This window comes from Stenotrophomonas sp. pho, from assembly GCF_006228405.1.
In the GTDB taxonomy this organism is placed as follows: domain Bacteria; phylum Pseudomonadota; class Gammaproteobacteria; order Xanthomonadales; family Xanthomonadaceae; genus Stenotrophomonas; species Stenotrophomonas sepilia.
In genome coordinates this window covers 2903117-2921457 of sequence record NZ_CP029759.1, presented here as the reverse complement: position 1 = coordinate 2921457, position 18341 = coordinate 2903117, and the positions used below count along the sequence as shown (strand labels likewise).

Genomic DNA, 18341 nt, shown 5'->3' with positions numbered 1-18341 from the left:
GCACAAACGACTTAATTCCCTCCGTCCCTTTTTCGGGTTACAGGATCTCCAGCACTGTTTCCGGTGGGCGGCACAGCCGCGTGCCCTTGGCCGTACGCACCACGGGGCGATTGATCAAACGGGGGTGTTCGCTCATCGCCGCCAGCAGCGTGGCGTCGTCGGCGCCGTCCAGGCCCAGTTCGGTGAACAGCGCCTCCTTGCTGCGTACCAGTTCCTGTGCGTGCAGCCGGGATTCGGCCAGTACCTGGCGCAGCGTGACTGCGTCCGGCGGGTTGCCCAGGTAGTCGATCACCACCGGCTCGAAGCCCGCATCGCGGATCAGCTTCAGTGCGCCGCGCGAGTTGCTGCAGGCCGGGTTGTGCCAGATCGTCACGTCCATCAGAACCACTCCAGCAGAGACACGCCCACACCCACATAGGTAGCCTTGTGGTTGTAGTCGATCAGGCTTTCGCCGTAGCCGTCGAAGACCTGCACATGACCACGCAGCAGGTTGCTGATCGGGAAGCCGTAGTCCAGCTGCAGCGCACCGTGCGAACGGCTTCCGGTGCGCAGTGAATGGCGCGCCATCAGCGAGACCTCATGCCCATTGCGGTTCCAGGTCAGGGTGGCGTCGCCGCGGCCCATGTAATCCTCGATGTCCGGATTGTTGTCTTCGCTGCGGCTTTCGGGAATGCGGTACCAGGGACGCAGCACCAGCGCCCAGTTCTCGCGGTCCAGACCGATGTTGAGCATGACCCGGTTCCAGCTGCGTGACAGCGGGTCGGCGCGTCCATTGGACTGGTGGTTCAGCGCGATGCCGGTCATGCGCCCGCGCCAGCCACCGATCGAGTAGCCGTTGCGGAACACCATCATCACTTCCGGCTCGTAATTGGTTTCGCGGAACGGGCGCGAATCCTCGCTGTTGTAGGCCTGCCAGCGCGAACTCTGGGTGTAGCCGGCCCAGATGTCGCCGTTGTCGCCGAACAGGTTCTCGACGATCTTGGTCTTGAAGCTGATCTGGAACTTCAGCTCGGCACTGTCGAGTACCTGCGGGGTGGTTACGCTGTTGGCCGGGTTCGGCGAGTGCGGCATGGTGTTGCGATCGCTGGTCCAGAAGGCGGGCAGCAGGTACACCGGCTTGTAGGCGCGCAGTTGGAACGGCCCCAGCTTGGAGTCCTCGGCCAGTTCCCAGCGGCTGTCCAGCAGCGAACCGCGGCCGGCGTTGGCCAGCGCGCTGTCCGGCGTCGCCGGGCGGAACAGGTCGCTCACCCGCTCGCGCAGCTTTTCCTCGCCCTGGCTCACGCGCGCGGTCTGCCGTTCTTCGCGGCGGGCCTGTGCAGCCGCTTCGGCGGCAGCATCAGCGGCGGCGGTAGCCTCCGGGGTATGCCCGAACAGGCGGTCATAGCAGGCCAGCCGGGCCGCGTCGGTGGTAATTGCCGCGCAGGCGGCCGGTGAGGTATCGGCGGTAGGCGCGAACTCCTGCGCAGCCAGCGGTGCACTGGCCAGGGCAAGCGCCAGCGGCGCCAGACGGGGAGACAGCGTGGGGAGGGTCATTGCAGCAGGCCCTTCGATGAATTCGGGAATCACACAGTGTGGCGGCTGTGCCGGATCGCGGCCAGCCCCACGGTTTATGCACGGTCACAGCGTGCGCGTGGCGTGAAGGCCCGGTGGCTCAGAAGAACCAGGCGAACGCGAACAGGCCCAGCATCGCGATCACAACCGCCAGTTTCAGTGCCAGGCCAAGCAGGATGCCGAGCCAGGTGGCCAGACCGACCCTGGTCGAGCGGCCGAGTTCGCGGGTGTGCCAGTACTCGCCGAGCAGGGCACCGACCAGCGGTCCGGCGAACAGGCCGATGGGCATGAAGAACAGGCCGACGATGCTGCCGACGAAGGTTCCCCACAGCGCCTTGCGGCTGGCACCGACACGCTGCGCGCCGACCACCGTGGCCAGCACGTCCACCAGCAGCGAAAGCAGGGTCAGTACCCCAAGCGCGACCAGGGTAGGCCAGCCGACGTGGGCAAAGCCGTCGGCCCAGGCGGCCAGCAGCAGTCCGATGAACACCAGCGGGATGCCCGGGAGGGCCGGCAGGATGATGCCGGCGATGCCTATCAGGACAAAAATGACCGCTAGCAGATACAAGATGAATGAGAGTCCCATGCTGTCCCGTATGGAGTCCGTTTTGGGGTTGACAGTGAAAGATTTTGCCAGTTGCTTTTTCGTTTTGGCCGGGTTAAGTTGCAGTCGCTGAGCTTGGCAAGGTCACCGTGGATCGTGGCCTGATGAAGCAAGATCTTCCCGATCCGCTGCATCGATGCACCTCGCTTCCCCCTTGCTTGTCAGCCGCCCACCAGGCGTTTCCAACAACAAGAGAGAGTCAAAGGGAGTTAGTGAGATGGCTGATCGCGAGACCGGTACGGTAAAGTGGTTCAATGATGCGAAGGGCTTCGGCTTCATCAGCCGGCAGAATGGCGAGGACGTGTTCGTGCACTTCCGCGCCATCGAGACCCAGGGCTTCAAGAGCCTCAAGGAAGGCCAGAGTGTGAGCTTTGAAGTCGTGCAGGGCCAGAAGGGCCTGCAGGCTGACAAGGTCCAGCCGATGTAACACCTGCCGTCCGTCGGCATGAAAAAAGGCCCGCGCAAGCGGGCCTTTTTCTTTGCCTTTGGCCCGCTGCAGGTCAGCGCAGGATGACCTTGCCGTTGACCACGCGCACATAGGTGTTCTCACGGATGCCACCCAGGTCACGCTGGTTGACCACGATGGTGCGGCCATCATCCATGCGCACGCTGATGTCGTAGGTATCGCTGGTCACGTTCTTCTGGATCTGGTTGCCGGCCAGGGCGCCACCGACTGCGCCTGCAGCGGCGGCAATGTTCTTGTTGCCACGGCTGCCACCGGTGTGGTCGGAGATTTCATGGCCGGCCACGGCGCCAACGATGCCGCCGAGGATCGCGCCGGTCGCGCTGGGCGCGGTGCGGCCCGAGGGCACGGTATTGATGCGGGTGACGATGCCACAGTCCGCGCAGCGGCCCTGGTTGTAGCCGCCGTTGTTGCCGTAGCCGCCGTTGTTGTAGCCGTTGTTGTAACCACCGCCACTGTAACCGGGCGAGGTGGCACAACCGGCCAGCGCGAGGGTAGCAATGGCGCTGGCGGCGATGAGCTGGATCTTCATGGGGCGTCTCCTGGCCGTGAAGGCGGGTATGTTGGGTGGTACTGCGTCATGCAGCAGGGTGGACGAATCCTCTCCCTTCGAACGTGAACAACGCGCCAACCACGCACCCGATGCCCGGCTGCAGGATGAACGCGCCTCAGCGGAAATCCTGGTGGCAGGCCCGGCAATCGGCCTGCAGCGTTTCCACGAGCTGGGCCAAGGCCCTGCAGTCGCCTGGCGGTGCAGCCAGCGCCGTGTTGAGGTTGCCGCGAAGTCGGCTGGCGTGCTGCTGGAACTGCGTGCTGTCCTTCAGCCCGGAAACGCCAGGTCCAGGTCATTGGACAACAGGCGTAGCGCCTGCAGCCGCGGCACGCTGTCGGCCAGGCTGCAGCGGTTCTGCTGCTGGGCCCGCTGCAGCAGCTGCGACTGCCGCTGCATCACCTGCATCAGGCTGTCCGGGAACGGGTCGCGACGCGCCTGCAGGGCGCGGCCTACCATCACCGTGGCGACCAGGCCGATCAGCAGGCCCAGGCACAGTACGAACAGGTAGCGATGGGCAGGGGACAGGCGGCGGGGCGGGCTGGCGTTCATGCGGGCTCTCCGGGCGTGCAACGGTGGGTTCGACGCCCGCGTGCTTTGGGCGCTGGCACCTGCACGTTAAAATAGCCCGATGAACGAACAGGTCAAACAACGCTTTGCCGGCATCGAACGGCTGTATGGCGTGGGTGCGCTCGAGCGCCTGCAGGGCAGCCGCGTGGCGGTGGTCGGCATGGGCGGCGTCGGCTCGTGGGTGGTGGAGGCGCTGGCCCGTTCGGCGGTCGGTCATCTGACCCTGATCGATGCCGACGACATCTGCGTGTCCAACACCAACCGGCAGCTGCCGGCGATGGAAGGCAATTACGGGCGCAACAAGGCCGAGGCGATGGCCGAGCGCTGCCGTGCGATCAATCCGGGGATCGACGTCGATGCCGTGCAGGCATTCCTGACGATGTCCAACATGGCTGAGCTGCTGGACCGCGGGTTCGATCTGGTGATCGATGCCTGCGACAGCTTCCGGGTCAAGGTCGAGACGATCGCCTGGTGCCGCCGCCGCAAGCTGCCGCTGCTGACCATCGGCGCTGCCGGTGGCCGCACCGACCCGACCCTGGTACGTATCCGCGATGTCTCGCGCACCGAGCATGACGCCATGCTGGCGCTGATCCGCAAGAAGCTGCGCAGCGAGTTCAACTTCCCGAAGAACGCCAAGCGCTATTTCGGCGTGCCGGCGGTGTATTCGCTGGAGAATGTGAAGTACCCGCAGGCCGATGGCAGCGTCTGCGGCATTCGTCCGAACCTGGGTGCCGATGCGGCGTTGAAGCTGGACTGCGGCGCCGGTCTGGGCGCGGCGACCCACATCACCGGCGCGTTCGCCTTTGCGGCGGTGGGCAAGGCGCTTGAGATGCTGTTGGAGCCGAAGAAGGCGAAAACCGAGGTGGCCGAGGCTTACGCCGACGCGTGACGGTGGTGCCGGCCGCTGGCCGGCATCGGGTTCGTCGCCGTCGTTACAGCGTGCCGGCCAAGGTCGGGCCCCCGCCGTCACATTGCCGGCAGCGCGAACAGCCGCCGTGCATTCTCTGTCGTGGCCTGTGCCAGGGCCTCCAGCTCCATTCCGCGCAGCGCGGCCACGTGCCGGGCAATGGTTGCCAGCCGTGCCGGTTCGTTGCGCTGGCCGCGGACCCCTGCGTCGGGCTGGTCGGGCGCGTCGGTTTCCAGCAGCAGCTGCTCCAGCGGCATCCCGCGTACCAGCCGTTGCAGGCGCTGCGCCCGCTCGTAGGTCAGCGGACCGCCAAGGCCCAGCAGGAAGCCGTGCCTGTGCAGTTGCGCGGCCTGTTCGGGGCTGCCGGAAAAACTGTGCACCACGCCGCGCAGGCCGCCGACGCGACGGATCGCGGCGATCACCGCATCCACCGCGCGTCGCGCGTGCACGATCACCGGCAGATCGAATTCTCGGGCCAGTTCCAGCTGGCCGATGAAATACGCCTGTTGAGCCTCGGCATCCAGTCCTTCGACGAAGAAGTCGAGGCCGCATTCGCCGATCGCGCAGGGGCGTTCGCGCTCGATCCACTCGCGCAGCAGTGGCAGGTGCCCAGGCTGGTGATCGGCCAGGAACATCGGGTGCAGGCCGAAGGCCGGGTACAGCCCGGGCGCCTGCTGGCAGACCTCGCGCAGTTTCGGCCAGCTGGCAGCGGTGACCGCTGGCACCACCTGTTGGCGCACACCCACGGCCTGCGCCCGCTCGATCACCGCGGCACGGTCAGGGTCGAACGCGCTCGCGTCGAGATGACAGTGGCTGTCGACCAGCACGCTCAACGCTGTTCCAGCGGCGGTGGCGTGGTGGCGTTGCGGCTCTTCCAGTTCGCCAGCAGCAGCGTGCCGAAGCCCAGCACCAGCTCATCGATGAACGGGATCGGGTCCGGGATGAACAGCGTCAGCACGAACAGGCCGGCGGTGAGCTTGAACAGGGTGGGGTAGCGCAGCCGGCGCGCCCATTGCAGTACTGGCAGCAGCATCGGGTTGGCCATGGCGGGGATCCTCGTGGGGAATATGCAAACGCTACCACGGGCCCTGCATTTCCCGATGCTGAATGGGTTATAGCAATGAGCAGGAAATGTGGAGATTCCGTTCAGGCAGCGCGTGCTGCAATCTGTCCCGAGAACGTTGCGGATGGTCCGCAAGGAGCAGGTCATGAAAAGCACAACTACAACTGTCCTGGTCGCAGCGGGCGCGCTGCTGGTTGGTGGCATCGCCACCGCCGCCTTCATGAAGAGTGGCGACCGCTCGCCCGACTCCATCAGCGCCGCAACCCCCAATGGCGAGTCGCGCCTGGTCGATGGCAACGCCACCGACGATGGCGTACGTGGTGACAAGCTTGACCCGTCCGCGCCGCGCGGGCTGGAATATGCCGATGTGCTGAAGGTCGACCCGATCACCGAGAAGCAGAAGGCCTATGCCACCGTGATCGGCACCGATCCGGTGCGCGAGACCTCCACCACCCAGACTCCGCACGAGGTCTGCCAGGACGTGACGGTGCAGGAACGCCTGCCGGAGCGTGATGGCAACGTCGGCGGTACCGTGGTCGGCGCGGTGGTGGGTGGCCTGCTCGGCAACCAGGTCGGTGGCGGCAACGGCAAGAAGGCCGCGACCGCAGCCGGTGCGGTGGCCGGTGGCTTCATCGGCAACCAGATCGACAAGCGCCATGTGGGCGGCCGCGTGGTCAATCGTACCGAGCGCCAGTGCCACACCGAAACCGCAACGTCCGAGTCGAGCCGCGTCACCGGTTACAACGTGACCTATCGCAACGAAGACGGCACCACCGGCACCATGCGCATGGCCAGCAAGCCGGGCAGCCGCATCGCCATGGGTACCAATGATGTGGTGAAGGGCTACAACGTGACCTATCGCTATGATGGCGCCGAGAAGACCGTGCGCATGGACAACAAGCCGGCCAGCGATCGCCTGCCGGTGGTCGATGGCCAGCTGGTCACGCAGACCGCTGCTGCCGGCGCCACTGCGGCCACGCGCCAGTAATCCAGAACACCCTGCTGCACCCGACGGGCCGGCTCATGCCGGCCCGTTTCGTTGTGCGCACGGGCATTGATCCGTGGGGAAAGGGAATCGATCATGATGGATGCCCCCTTCGACAAGGAGTCGGCATGAGCATCTTCGACCTGCGCCTGGAAACCGAGCGGCTGATCCTGCGCCCGCTGCTGCGCGAGGACTACGAACCGTACCTGGCATTCTGTGCCGACGAGGAAACGATGCGCACCCTGGGGGGTGTTCAACCGCCCTCGGTGGCATGGCGCGGCTTCTGCAGCCTGGCCGGCGCCTGGCAGCTGTTCGGCTTCTCGATGTTCAGCGTGATCGAGAAATCCAGCGGTGACTGGATCGGCCGGATGGGACCGTGGCAGCCGCAGGACTGGCCTGGAACCGAGGTCGGTTGGGGTATTCGGCATGCCAGCTGGGGCCGGGGCTATGCACCGGAAGCGGCGGTTGCTGCCATCGACTGGGCATTTGACACGCTGGGCTGGGACGAGGTGATCCACACCATCGCCGAGAACAACGACAACTCGAGGGCGGTCGCGCGCAAGCTGGGCAGCACGCTGCTGCGCATGGGAGAGCTGCCGCCGCCGTACAACGACAAGCCGATGCAGATCTGGGGCCAGTCGCGAGAACAGTGGCGGCAGCGCGTGCGCTGAGCGTTGCCGGTAGTGCCGGCCGCTGGCCGGCAACCTCGATGTGGCAGGATTCGTGCGATTGCCGGCCAGCGGCCAGCGTTACCGTGTTGCCATGCTGCATCCGCGCTTGGCATTCACCGGCGGGCTTGCCAGACTGCGTGCAGCTGGCCGCCGGCCGGATCCGAGGAAGCAGGCAATGGTGGAAGAGCGCGTCCCGTTGACGGTGCATGGCATGTCGGTGTCCGGCAATTGCCACAAGGTCCGCCTGCTGCTGGAGCAGCTCGGCAGCCGCTACCGCTGGGTGGAAGTGGACAGTGCCCATGGCCAGACCCACACCGCCGAGTTCCTTGCGCTCAATCCCAACGCCAAGGTGCCGTTGATCGTCCGCGACGATGGCCGCGTGTTGACTGAATCCAATGCGATCCTGTTCTGGTTGGCCGAAGGGACGCCCTACCTGCCTACCGACGGTTGGGAACGCGCGCAGGCATTGAGCTGGATGTTCTTCGAGCAGTACACGCACGAGCCATGCGTGGCGGTAGCGCGCTTCATCCGCGGCTGGACACCGCCCGATTCACCGCGCCGTGCTGAACTGCCACGCCTGCACGAGCGCGCCGCCACCGCGCTGGCGGTGATGGAGCAGCACCTGCGCGAAGCGCAGTGGTTCACCGGCAGCGCATACGGTATCGCCGACATTGCGCTGTTCGCCTATACCGACGTCGCAGGCGAGGGCGGCATCAGCCTGGCGCCCTTCCGGAAGTGCGCGCCTGGCTGCAGCGCGTGCGCGCGCAGCCGCGCTTCGTGGCGATGCCAGCGGTGACCGCCGAGGTGCGCGCGCGTTTCGAGGCTGCCTGATCCCACAGGGTAGCGCCCGGCGTTGCCGGGTGGAATGCAACAACGACACGGAGGGTGTTCGATGTTTGCTGTGGTCCCAGATCCGATTCCTGCGCGCATGCGCGTGCTCAACCGCGCCGAAGTGTGCGACGCCAATTTCCTCGACGCGGTGCGTGGCTGGCGAGGCACACCGCGCGCACGTCCTGCACCGGACGCGCCGATCCTGCCGGGCAGCTCGCTCAGCGCTGCGGCCTTCGGTGAGCTGTTCGATTCCCAGCTGGCCAGCCGCCAGCTGGACCTGATGGCGCGCGTATTGCGCGTGCAGAACAAGGTCTTCTATACCATCGGGTCGTCCGGCCATGAAGGCAACGCGCTGCTGGCGCGGGCCTGCCGGCATACCGACCCCGCATTCCTGCACTATCGCTCCGGCGCCTTCATGGTCGAGCGCTCGCGCCAGGTGCCGGGCATCGACCCGTTGCGCGATGCGGCGCTTTCATTTGCGGCCAGCGCCGATGACCCGGCCAGTGGCGGCCGGCACAAGGTGTGGGGCAGCAAGCCATTGTGGGTATTGCCGCAGACCTCGACGATCGCTTCGCACCTGCCGAAAGCGCTGGGCACCGCGCTGGCCATCGAGAGTGGCAAGCGGCTGGGCCATGCGCTTCCCATTCCGGCCGACAGCATCGTGCTGTGCTCGTTCGGCGACGCCTCGGCCAACCATGCCACTGCGCAGACCGCATTCAACACCGCGATGTGGGCGGCCTACCAGAAACTGCCGGCGCCAATCCTGTTCGTCTGCGAGGACAACGGGCTGGGCATCTCGGTGAAGACGCCGGACGGCTGGATTGCCGAGCGCTTCAGCCACCAGCCAGGGCTGGACTATTTCTTTGCCGATGGCCTCGACCTGGCCACTGGGCACGCCCAGGTGCAGGCCGCAGTGGACCACTGCCGGCGGACGCGGCGACCGACCTTCCTGCATCTGCGCACCACGCGCCTGATGGGCCACGCCGGCACCGACTTCGAGGTGGAATGGCGTGCATTGCCGGAATTGTGCGCGGCCGAGGCACAGGATCCGCTGTTGCGCTCGGCGCAGATCGCGCTGGAATCGGGCTGGATGGATGCAGGCGCCATCGAAGTGGCCTACGAGACGATGCGCGCGCGCTGCATGGCCGCCGCTGCCGATGCCGAAGGCCGTGCGAAGCTGCAGTCGCTGCAGGAGGTCATGGCGCCATTGGCACCCTATACGCCCGCAGCGGTGCAGGCCGAAGCCCGGCGCGAGGTCGCCGACGAAGCGCGCGAGGCACTCTATGGCGGTACCGAGGCCTTGCCGGAACGACAGGCGCCACGGCATCTCGCGATCCAGATCAACCACGGCCTGCTGGAGCTGCTTGCGAAGTATCCGCAGAGCCTGCTGTTCGGCGAGGACGTGGCTCAGAAGGGCGGTGTCTACACCGTCACCAAGGATCTGCTGCGCCGCTTCGGTCCACGCCGGGTGTTCAACACGCTGCTGGATGAAACCATGATCCTGGGCATGGCGCAGGGCCTGGCCAACCTGGGCATGCTGCCGATTCCGGAGATCCAGTACCTGGCCTACCTGCACAACGCCATCGACCAGCTGCGTGGTGAAGCCTGTTCGCTGCAGTTCTTCTCCAACGACCAGTACCGCAACCCGATGCTGGTGCGGGTGGCCGGGCTGGGCTATCAGAAGGGTTTCGGCGGGCACTTCCACAACGACAACTCGATCACCGCGTTGCGCGACATCCCCGGGCTGGTGGTCGGCTGCCCCTCGCGCGGTGACGATGCGGTGATGATGCTGCGCACGCTGGCCGCATTGGCGCGGGTGGATGGGCGCGTGGCGGTGTTCCTGGAGCCGATCGCGCTGTACATGAGCAAGGACCTGCACGAAGCAGGGGATGGCCAGTGGCTGTTCGACTACCCGGCACAGAGCCAGGCGCTGGTGCCGGGCGAGGGCCGGGTGTATGCACCAGAGGCCGGAGACCTGGTGATCTACACCTATGGCAATGGCGTGCCGATGGGGTTGCGCGCGGCGCGGGCGATCGAGCAGCAGCTGGGCTGGCAGGTGCGGGTGGTCGACCTGCGCTGGCTGGTACCGTTGGATGCCGGCTTCATCGCGGCCCAGGCCGCGAGCGCGCGGCGGGTGCTGGTGCTGGACGAAGGCCGCCACAGCGGCGGAGTGGGTGAGGGCGTGGTCACGGCACTGGTCGAGGCCGGCTTTGGTCACCTGCCGCTGCGCCGCGTCTGTGGCGCCGACACCTACACGCCACTGGCAGGGGCAGCAATGTTCGGGCTTCCAAGCGACAATGCGGTGATTGGCGCCGCCCTCGACCTGGCGCAGGAACCCTGATGCATGTGTGGATTGGCGGGAATGTTGTTGCCGGCGCCGCTGGCGTCGGCCGAGGCGCTGCAGGCGCAGGCGCTGGCCATGGGCCAAGCGCTGCACCATCGCGGGCCGGATGATGGCGGCAGCTGGGTCGATGCCGAGGCGGGCATCGCGCTGGCGCATCGACGCCTGAGCATCCTCGACCTGTCCCCGCTGGGCCACCAGCCGATGGCCTCGGCGGACGGCCGCTACGTGATGGCCTACAACGGCGAGGTCTACAATTTCGCGGCCCTGCGTGAACAGCTGGAGCCGCTGGGGCACACCTTCCGCGGCCATTCCGACACCGAAGTACTGCTGGCGGCAATCCTGCAGTGGGGCGTCGAAGACACCCTGCAGCGCTGCAACGGCATGTTCGCCATCGCGCTGTGGGACCGTCAGGATCGTTGCCTGTGGCTGGCCCGCGACCGCGTCGGCAAGAAGCCGCTGTACTACGGCTGGGCCGGCGACACGCTGGTGTTCGGTTCGGAACTGAAGGCGCTCTGGCAACATCCGGCGTTCGACAACGACATCGACCGCGATGCGCTCACCTTGCTGCTGCGGCTGGATTACATCCCGGCGCCGCACAGCATCCACCAGCGCTGCTACAAGCTGATGCCGGGCCGAGTGCTGCGGCTGGATGCAGCGGCTGTGGCCGCAGGCGCCGCGGCACACCGCCCGGAGCAGGCGCAGCGCCCGTACTGGGATGCGCGCGCACGCATGCAGGCGGCGTTGGCCGCCCCGTTCCAGGGCCGCATCGAGGAGGCCGAGGAACAGCTGGATACGCTGCTGCGCGATGCGGTGGCGCTGCGCATGGTGGCCGACGTGCCGGTCGGCGTGTTCCTGTCCGGCGGCACGGACTCATCGCTGGTGGCAGCGCTGATGCAGGCGCAGAGCGGGCAGCCGGTGCATAGTTTCAGCATCGGCTTCACCGACTCGGGACATGACGAAGCTCCGCTGGCCAGGGAGCTGGCGGCTCATCTCGGCTGTGATCACACCGAGTTGTACGTCAGTGGCGCCGACGCGCTGGCGGTGGTGCCGCAGTTGCCGGCGATGTTCGATGAACCTTTTGCCGATGCGTCGCAGGTGCCGACCGCGCTGGTGGCACGGCTGGCACGGCAGGGCGTGACCGTCGCGCTGTCCGGCGACGGTGGCGATGAGCTGTTCTTCGGCTACACCCGCTATGTACGCGCGCTGCGCAACTGGCAGATGCTCGGACGCGTGCCGGGGCCGCTGCGGCGCTGGATGGGCGCACGCTCGCAGCAGCAGGGCGAGGCCTCGCGGACCGGTGGCCTGGCGGCGCTGCTGGCCGAGACAGGCGCACGTGGCATCGGCGACGTCTACCGCAACCGCATCTCGCGCTGGCGCGACCCTGCCGCGGCGGTACCCGGTGCGCAGGCGGCCGGCAGCTTCTACGACCTGGCCGATCCGCTGCACGGCGCGGGGACACCGGCTGACGCGATGATGCTGGCCGATTTCGTGACCTACCTGCCCGATGACCTGTTGTGCAAGGTCGACCGGACCTCGATGGCGGTCAGCCTGGAGGCGCGCGCGCCATTGCTGGACTGGCGCGTGGCCGAGTTCGCCTGGTCGCTGCCGCTGGGCTTCAAGCGCAGTGAGACGACCAGCAAGGTGCTGCTCAAGCGCGTGCTGGGCCGTTACGTGCCGCATTCAATGGTGCACCGTCCCAAGCGCGGTTTTGGCGCACCGGTCAGTGACTGGTTGAAGGGCGACCTGCGACCCTGGGCAGAGGACCTGCTGCAGCCGGCGCGGCTGGAGCGTGAGGGCGTGCTGTCGGCGGCGGCGGTGCAGCCGCTGTGGCAGCAGTTCCTGGGGGGCAGCGCAAGTGGCATACCCACTTGTGGAACGTGCTGATGTTCCAGGCCTGGCAGGCGCATTGGCGGCAGGCGCGGACCGGCGTGACCGGCGGCTGATCTTCACCGGATGGCACGGGCCTGGCGACTAGGCTGGGCCTCCCGCACCGTGAGGAGTATGTCCCGATGTCCGTCCCCACCATCGCCGTGTTCGTTGGCAGCCTGCGCAAGGATTCCTGCAACCGCAAGCTGGCCCATGCGCTGGAGAAGCTCGCCGGTGATCGCGCGCGCTTCCAGTACGTGCAGATCGGCGATCTGCCGTTGTACGACCAGGATTTCGACGCTGATTATCCGCCGCAGGGCACCCGGCTGAAGGATCAGGTGCGCGCCGCCGACGCGGTGCTGTTCGTGACACCCGAGTACAACCGGTCGGTGCCCGGCGTGCTCAAGAACGCCATCGATATCGGATCGCGCCCGTACGGTGACAGTGCGTTTGCCGGCAAGCCGGCGGCGGTGATCGGCGCCTCCATCGGCCAGATCGGTACCGCCGTGGCCCAGCAGCACCTGCGCAACAGCCTGGCCTTCCTGGACATGCATGTGCTGGGCCAGCCCGAGGCATTCATCCACTTCAAGGACGGCCTGATCGATGCCGATGGCACGATCCACAACGAAGGCACGCAGAAGTTCCTGCAGGGCTACGTGGACCGGTTCCTGGCGTTGATCGCAGTGCACGTCAAGGGCGATTGACGCCTGCGGGGTCAGAGTCCCCTGCGTCGCAGGGGATCCGACCCCGGGGCGTTGATCTGCGATAATGTCCCGCTCGGGCGCCGCAACGGCGCCCGTCGCAGGCAGTGCGACGCTTTCACGCCAGTCTGGCCAGGTACCGGCGGATATCCCCCGTTTTCCCACGGCTTATCCACAGGCTTGTCCATGGCTGCCGGGGTCGGCACATGCCTACACTCGTCTGGCCCACTTTTGCAGGAAACACCGCAGCATGTCCGCTCGTCCCGGCTTCCGTTCCAACCGCAGAGAGCGCGGTGATGGCTTCGATCGCGATCGCGACGAGTCGCGCATCGACCAGTTGCGGGTACCGCCCCATTCGGTGGAAGCCGAGCAGGCGGTGCTGGGTGGCCTGATGCTGGCGCCCGAGGCGTATGACCGTGTCAACGACCAGCTGACCGAAAGCGACTTCTATCGTCGCGATCACCAGATGATCTATCGTGCGATCCGCGAGCTGTCCGAGCGCGAACGGCCGTTCGACGCGGTGACGCTGGGCGAGTGGTTTGAATCGCAGGGCAAGATGGAACTGGTGGGTGACGGCGCCTACCTGATCGAACTGGCCAGTACCACGCCGTCAGCTGCCAACATCGTGGCCTACGCCGAGATCGTGCGCGACAAGGCGGTGCTGCGGCAGCTGATCCAGGTCGGCACCGACATCGTCAACGACGGTTTCCAGCCGGAGGGGCGTGACAGCAGCGAGCTGCTGGCCTCGGCGGAAAAGAGCGTGTTTGCAATCGCCGAACAGGGTGCGCGTGGCCGTACCGATTTCGTGGCCATGCCCGGTGCACTGAAGGATGCCTTCGAGGAGCTGCGCAATCGCTTCGAGAACGGCGGCAACATCACCGGCCTGCCGACCGGTTACAACGATTTCGACGCGATGACCGCTGGCCTGCAGCCGACCGACCTGATCATCCTCGCGGCGCGCCCGGCAATGGGCAAGACCACCTTCGCGCTGAACATCGCCGAGTACGCGGCGATCAAGTCGAAGAAGGGCGTGGCGGTGTTCTCGATGGAAATGTCGGCGTCGCAGCTGGCGATGCGCCTGATTTCCTCCAATGGACGCATCAACGCGCAGCGCCTGCGTACCGGCCAGCTGGAGGACGAGGACTGGAGTCGCGTCACCAGCGCGATCAAGATGCTGAAGGAAACCAAGATCTTCATCGACGACACGCCGGGCGTGTCGCCTGAAGTGCTGCGTTCCAAGTGCCGCCGCCTCAAGCGCGAGCATGACCTGGGCCTGGTGGTGATCGATTACCTGCAGCTGATGAGCGTGCCGGGCAACAGCGAGAACCGCGCGACCGAAATCTCGGAGATCTCGCGTTCGCTGAAGGGCCTGGCCAAGGAACTGAACGTGCCGGTGATCGCGCTGTCGCAGCTCAACCGCTCGCTGGAAACGCGTACCGACAAGCGCCCGGTGATGGCCGACCTTCGCGAATCGGGCGCAATCGAGCAGGACGCGGACATGATCGTGTTCATCTACCGCGACGACTACTACAACAAGGAAAACTCGCCGGACAAGGGCCTGGCCGAAATCATCATCGGCAAGCACCGTGGTGGCCCGACCGGCTCGTGCAAACTGAAGTTCTTCGGTGAGTACACCCGCTTCGACAACCTGGCCCACGACTCGGTCGGTTCGTTCGAATAGCGGTCATGCCGGCCGCTGGCCGGCAACCACCATCGGGCGAGCCAAGGCACCGGCAGGAGCTGCTGTCAGCGCGGGTTCCATGCGGTCGCCACGAAGCGCAGCCGCGCGTGGGCGTGGCGTTGCGCTGCGCTGGACCGGTTTCATCGCCGCCAGCCCGGTTTCGTCGCAAACTGTTTGCCGGCGCCAGGGTAGGGCGCCAAGGTGTCCGCAGGCGGCAGGGTGCCGTCCCAAGGAGACCGTGATGAAGACCCTGTTCGCGCTCGGTGTGTGGTGCCTGCTGTTCGTACTGTGCTGGCCGCTGGCGATCCTCGCCCTGATCGCCTGGCCGTTCGTGTGGCTGCTGAGCCTGCCGTTCCGACTGGTCGGCATCACCTTCTCGGCGCTGTTCGCCTTCCTGCGCGCGCTGTTCATGCTGCCGGCGCGCATGCTCGGTGGCCGGACGGTGCCCGCATGAGGGCGGTGGTGCTGGTCGGTCTGGCCCTGTTGGCGGGCCCGCTACAGGCCGCTCCTCCAGCACCGCCTTCGGTGTGGCTGGAGCGCCAGCAGGCAGCCGGTGCCGACGAAGCGAATGCTGCTGGGGCGAAGGCTTCGACGAGGCCCGGGGACAGGGAGCGCTGCCGGGTCACGAAGGAATGGAAGGTCGGCGAGACGGTGGTGCAGCATCGGATCTGTGACGATCCACCGAAGAAGCCCGCTGGAAAGGTGTAGCGCCGAGCCCAATGCTCGGCGCTACAGGAAAATGAGCAACAAAAAACCCCGCCAAGGCGGGGCTTCTTGAATCCGGGTGAAGCCGGCCAGCGGCCGGCACTACCAGGTGGACGATCAGTTCGCTTTGTGGATGGCGCGCTTGCTGACCGCCATCGCGGCGTCGTGGATCACTTCCGACAGCGACGGGTGGGCGTGGCAGATGCGGGCCAGGTCATCGGCCGAGCCGCTGAACTCCATGGTCAGCACGCCTTCGTGCACCAGTTCGGAGACGTTGGCGCCAACCAGGTGCATGCCGAGGATGCGATCGGTTTCGGCATGGGCCAGGATCTTCACGAACCCCGCCGGCTCGATCATCGCTACGGCACGGCCGTTGGCGGCGAACGGGAAGCTGCCGGCCTTGTACGGAATGCCCTCGGCCTTCAGCTGGGCTTCGGTCTTGCCGACCCAGGCCAGTTCCGGCTCGGTGTAGATGACCCACGGGATGGTGTCGAAGTTGACGTGGCCCGGCAGGCCGGCGATCAGCTCAGCCACCGCGATGCCTTCCTCGAAGCCCTTGTGCGCCAGCATCGGGCCGCGCACGCAGTCGCCGACCGCCCACACGCCGTTGACGCCGGTGTGGCAGTGCGCGTCGACTTCGATCTGGCCGCGCTCGTTGACCTTGACGCCGGTGCCTTCGGCCAGCAGGCCCTTGGTGGCGGCGCGACGGCCGACGGCCACCAGCAGCTTGTCCACGGTCAGGGTCTTTTCGCCTTCCGCGTCAGTGTAGGTGACGATGACTTCCTTCTTCTTGCCCTTGCCGGTGATCTCGGTCTTGGAAACCTTGGCATTGAGCTTGATGTCCAGGCCCTGCTTCTTGAATTCCTTGGCAGCGGCCTTGGCCACTTCGGCGTCGGCAGCCGCCAGGAACTCCGGCATGGCCTCAAGGATGGTGACTTCAGCGCCCAGGCGCTTCCACACGCTGCCCAGTTCCAGGCCGATCACGCCGGCACCGATCACCGCCAGGCGGTTCGGCACTTCGGTGAAGTCCAGGCCGCCGACGTTGTCGACGATGGTCTCGCCGTCGAACTTGGCGAACGGCAGTTCGATCGAATCCGAACCGGCCGCGATGATGACGTTGGTGCCCTTCAGCTCGACTTCCGAACCGTCGTGCTGCTTCACCTTGACCACGTTGCCGGGCTGCAGCTGGCCGAAGCCGTAGTAGGCGGCGACCTTGTTGGCCTTGAACAGCATGCCGATGCCGCCGGTGAACTGCTTGACGATCTTGTCCTTGCGTCCAATCATCGCCTCGACGTCGATCTTGGCATCCTTGAAGCTGATGCCGTGGTCGCCAAAGATGTGGCCCATGTTCCAGAACTGGCGCGAGGAATCGAGCAGCGCCTTGGACGGGATGCAGCCCACGCGCAGGCAGGTGCCGCCGAGGGCCGGCTTGCCGTCCTTGCCCAGCGCTGCGTCGATGCAGGCGGTCTTCAGGCCCAGCTGGGCCGCGCGGATGGCAGCGTGGTAACCGGCCGGGCCGGCACCGATGACGACGACGTCGAATTGTTCAGCCATTGAATTATTCCTTGATGCATTACCAGAACCCCTCCGCGCAGGCGCGGAGGGGCGGGAGGTTTCTTACAGGCCGAACAGCATGCGGCCCGGGTTTTCCAGCTGGTTCTTGATGTCCACCAGGAACTGCACCGAGTCCTTTCCGTCGATGATGCGGTGGTCGTAGGACAGCGCCAGGTACATCATCGGCGCGATCACGACCTGGCCGTTCTGGGCGATCGGACGCTCCTTGATGGCGTGCATGCCCAGGATGGCGCTCTGCGGCGGGTTGATGATCGGGGTCGACAGCAGCGAACCGAAGGTGCCGCCGTTGGTCACGGTGAAGGTGCCGCCCTGCAGTTCTTCCAGGCCCAGCTTGCCGTCACGTGCCTTCTTGGCGTAGTCGGCGATGGTCTTCTCGATGTCGGCGAACGACATGCGCTCGACGTTGCGCAGGACCGGCGTGACCAGGCCCTTCTCGGTCGACACGGCGATCGAGATGTCCGAGTAGCCGTGGTAGATGATGTCGTCGCCGTCGATCGAGGCGTTGACCAGCGGGAAGCGCTGCAGCGCGTTGGCAGCGGCCTTCACGAAGAAGCTCATGAAGCCCAGCTTGATGCCGTGGGCCTTGACGAACTCGTCCTGCAGCTCCTTGCGCGCCGCCGACACCTTGGACAGGTCGACTTCGTTGAAGGTGGTCAGCATGGCGGTGGAGTTCTTCGACTCCATCAGGCGCTCGGCGATGCGCTTGCGGATGCGGGTCATCGGCACGCGCTCTTCCGGACGTGCACCACCGGCCTTGCCGGCGCCGCCGTTGCGGGCGAAGTTGACGATGTCTTCCTTGGTCACTGCACCACGACGGCCGGTGCCGTCGACGTCGGCCGGGTTCACGCCTTCGGTGATGGCGGTGAAGCGGGCGCCCGGCGGCAGGGTGTCGGCGGCCGACTTGGCAGCCGGAGCCGGAGCGGCGGCTGCGGCCGGAGCAGCGGCGGCCGGTGCGGCTTCAGCCTTCTTCTCTTCAGCGGCCGGGGCCGGAGCCGCAGCCACGGCGCCTTCTTCGATGATCGCCACGACCTGGCTGGAGGTCACGGTATCGCCTTCCTTGAACTTGATTTCCTTCAGCACGCCGTCAACCGGCGACGGCACTTCCAGCACGACCTTGTCGGTTTCCAGGTCAAGCAGGTTTTCGTCGCGCTTGACGGCGTCGCCCACCTTCTTGTGCCAGGTGGCGATGGTGCCGTCGGCGACGGATTCGGGCAGTACCGGGGCTTTGACTTCGGTGGCCATTGCGGGAGCTTCCTGGTTTGTCTTCTAAATAG

The 18341-nt window shown here is 66.3% G+C and carries 17 protein-coding genes and 3 pseudogenes; 11 read left to right on the top strand and 9 right to left on the bottom strand.

Features of this window, described 5'->3' with window-relative positions; genetic code table 11:
* Window positions 1-37: 37 nt before the first annotated feature.
* From arsC to DL544_RS13750, 3 genes are all read right to left on the bottom strand, one after another.
* Entirely contained in the window at window positions 38-379 is a 342-nt protein-coding gene (arsC, locus tag DL544_RS13760) for an arsenate reductase (glutaredoxin) (protein WP_139727363.1), read from the bottom strand.
* Complete coding sequence (locus DL544_RS13755; protein WP_005417552.1) at window positions 379-1533, bottom strand: phospholipase A; 1155 nt, start codon at window positions 1531-1533, stop codon at window positions 379-381. Before DL544_RS13755 ends, arsC begins: the two co-directional genes overlap by 1 nt.
* A 118-nt stretch (window positions 1534-1651) precedes the next feature.
* On the bottom strand, window positions 1652-2137 hold the full coding sequence (locus tag DL544_RS13750) for a DUF456 domain-containing protein (RefSeq protein ID WP_005417547.1): 486 nt from the start codon (window positions 2135-2137) through the stop codon (window positions 1652-1654).
* A 235-nt stretch (window positions 2138-2372) separates the two neighbouring features.
* Between DL544_RS13750 and DL544_RS13745 the strand changes: the two genes are divergently transcribed.
* Entirely contained in the window at window positions 2373-2582 is a 210-nt protein-coding gene (locus DL544_RS13745; RefSeq protein ID WP_005417546.1) for a cold-shock protein, read from the top strand.
* Between the two features lie 73 nt (window positions 2583-2655).
* Here the strand turns inward: DL544_RS13745 and DL544_RS13740 are convergent, their stop codons facing one another.
* Together DL544_RS13740 and DL544_RS13735 are read right to left on the bottom strand one after the other, a co-directional pair.
* Complete coding sequence (locus tag DL544_RS13740) at window positions 2656-3150, bottom strand: glycine zipper 2TM domain-containing protein (RefSeq protein WP_005417545.1); 495 nt, start codon at window positions 3148-3150, stop codon at window positions 2656-2658.
* A 136-nt stretch (window positions 3151-3286) separates the two neighbouring features.
* A pseudogene (locus DL544_RS13735) lies at window positions 3287-3720 on the bottom strand (hypothetical protein).
* Between the two features lie 79 nt (window positions 3721-3799).
* On the opposite strand from DL544_RS13735, the gene DL544_RS13730 reads away from it, so the two are divergent.
* A complete protein-coding gene (locus DL544_RS13730; protein ID WP_065186068.1) occupies window positions 3800-4627 on the top strand; it encodes a tRNA threonylcarbamoyladenosine dehydratase in 828 nt (275 codons plus the stop codon).
* Between the two features lie 77 nt (window positions 4628-4704).
* Here the strand turns inward: DL544_RS13730 and DL544_RS13725 are convergent, their stop codons facing one another.
* Complete coding sequence (locus DL544_RS13725) at window positions 4705-5478, bottom strand: TatD family hydrolase (RefSeq protein ID WP_138952032.1); 774 nt, start codon at window positions 5476-5478, stop codon at window positions 4705-4707.
* Window positions 5475-5690, bottom strand: coding sequence for a DUF6116 family protein (locus DL544_RS13720; protein ID WP_005417541.1), 216 nt, complete (start codon window positions 5688-5690; stop codon window positions 5475-5477). Before DL544_RS13720 ends, DL544_RS13725 begins: the two co-directional genes overlap by 4 nt.
* A 163-nt stretch (window positions 5691-5853) precedes the next feature.
* Between DL544_RS13720 and DL544_RS13715 the strand changes: the two genes are divergently transcribed.
* From DL544_RS13715 to DL544_RS13675, 9 genes and pseudogenes are all read left to right on the top strand, one after another.
* Complete coding sequence (locus DL544_RS13715) at window positions 5854-6696, top strand: glycine zipper 2TM domain-containing protein (RefSeq protein WP_065178309.1); 843 nt, start codon at window positions 5854-5856, stop codon at window positions 6694-6696.
* Between the two features lie 125 nt (window positions 6697-6821).
* On the top strand, window positions 6822-7364 hold the full coding sequence (locus tag DL544_RS13710; RefSeq protein ID WP_005417537.1) for a GNAT family N-acetyltransferase: 543 nt from the start codon (window positions 6822-6824) through the stop codon (window positions 7362-7364).
* A 175-nt stretch (window positions 7365-7539) separates the two neighbouring features.
* A pseudogene (locus DL544_RS13705) lies at window positions 7540-8195 on the top strand (glutathione S-transferase family protein).
* Between the two features lie 61 nt (window positions 8196-8256).
* The gene (locus tag DL544_RS13700; RefSeq protein ID WP_139727361.1) at window positions 8257-10536 is read left to right on the top strand and encodes a transketolase C-terminal domain-containing protein; all 2280 of its coding nucleotides are present in this window, start codon (window positions 8257-8259) and stop codon (window positions 10534-10536) included.
* A gap of 3 nt (window positions 10537-10539) precedes the next feature.
* Window positions 10540-12482 (top strand): annotated as a pseudogene (asnB, locus tag DL544_RS13695) (asparagine synthase (glutamine-hydrolyzing)).
* Between the two features lie 66 nt (window positions 12483-12548).
* A complete protein-coding gene (locus DL544_RS13690) occupies window positions 12549-13109 on the top strand; it encodes an NADPH-dependent FMN reductase (protein ID WP_049410520.1) in 561 nt (186 codons plus the stop codon).
* A 247-nt stretch (window positions 13110-13356) separates the two neighbouring features.
* The gene (locus tag DL544_RS13685) at window positions 13357-14787 is read left to right on the top strand and encodes a replicative DNA helicase (protein WP_005417526.1); all 1431 of its coding nucleotides are present in this window, start codon (window positions 13357-13359) and stop codon (window positions 14785-14787) included.
* 241 nt (window positions 14788-15028) lie between these two features.
* Window positions 15029-15241 carry a hypothetical protein gene (locus DL544_RS13680; protein ID WP_065178303.1) on the top strand — a complete coding sequence of 71 codons (213 nt, stop codon included), beginning with the start codon at window positions 15029-15031 and terminating at the stop codon, window positions 15239-15241.
* Window positions 15238-15495: a hypothetical protein gene (locus DL544_RS13675; protein WP_139727359.1), complete on the top strand. Its 258-nt coding sequence runs from the start codon at window positions 15238-15240 to the stop codon at window positions 15493-15495. The genes DL544_RS13680 and DL544_RS13675 overlap by 4 nt, the downstream gene beginning before the upstream one ends.
* Window positions 15496-15609: 114 nt before the next feature.
* Here the strand turns inward: DL544_RS13675 and lpdA are convergent, their stop codons facing one another.
* Together lpdA and sucB are read right to left on the bottom strand one after the other, a co-directional pair.
* The gene (gene lpdA, locus DL544_RS13670) at window positions 15610-17046 is read right to left on the bottom strand and encodes a dihydrolipoyl dehydrogenase (RefSeq protein WP_005417523.1); all 1437 of its coding nucleotides are present in this window, start codon (window positions 17044-17046) and stop codon (window positions 15610-15612) included.
* A 63-nt stretch (window positions 17047-17109) separates the two neighbouring features.
* Window positions 17110-18309, bottom strand: a complete 1200-nt coding sequence (gene sucB, locus DL544_RS13665) for a dihydrolipoyllysine-residue succinyltransferase (protein WP_053499860.1) — start codon at window positions 18307-18309, stop codon at window positions 17110-17112.
* Between the last annotated feature and the right edge of the window lie 32 nt (window positions 18310-18341).